Origin of the sequence: Pseudoalteromonas sp. GW168-MNA-CIBAN-0100 (genome assembly GCF_040309225.1) — a bacterium.
GTDB lineage: Bacteria > Pseudomonadota > Gammaproteobacteria > Enterobacterales > Alteromonadaceae > Pseudoalteromonas > Pseudoalteromonas arctica.
Window position 1 is genome coordinate 1 of record NZ_JBEOOL010000155.1, and the last position, 411, is coordinate 411.

The following is a 411-nucleotide window of genomic DNA, read 5'->3' on the forward strand; positions in this document are numbered from 1 at the left end:
GTCTAAGCCCGTTTGTTGACAGCGTTGAGTATCAATAAAGAACTGACTTTTTTCTGATGGACCTAGGCCAACTTGTGCTAAAGAGGGTGCTCTAAAGCCTTGTGCCCATGAGCCACGAACCGTGATTTCATCACTAGGTGCCCAGCGAAGTGCAACTTTTGGATTGGTAGTTGTGCCAAAATCGCTATAGTCATCGTGACGTCCAGCAAGTTGCAATTCTAATGTATCAGCTAGTGGAATTGAAAATTCAACATAAGCAGCATATTGATCGCGCGATGCTGCGGCTGATACAGCTTCAGTACCAAAAATTAAACCGCGACGGAACTGATCATCAGGGATATCTGTAACGTCTTCTTCGCGGTACTCAATACCGGCTGCCATCATCACCACATCGTCGCCAAAGCTAAATGC

Annotated in this window: 1 protein-coding gene; it reads right to left on the reverse strand. The window is 46.0% G+C overall.

All coding sequences use genetic code 11. The annotated features are described in order from the left end of the window. A partial coding sequence (locus AAEY62_RS20480; RefSeq protein WP_350636069.1) for a TonB-dependent receptor domain-containing protein occupies nt 1-411 on the reverse strand: 411 nt, incomplete at both ends.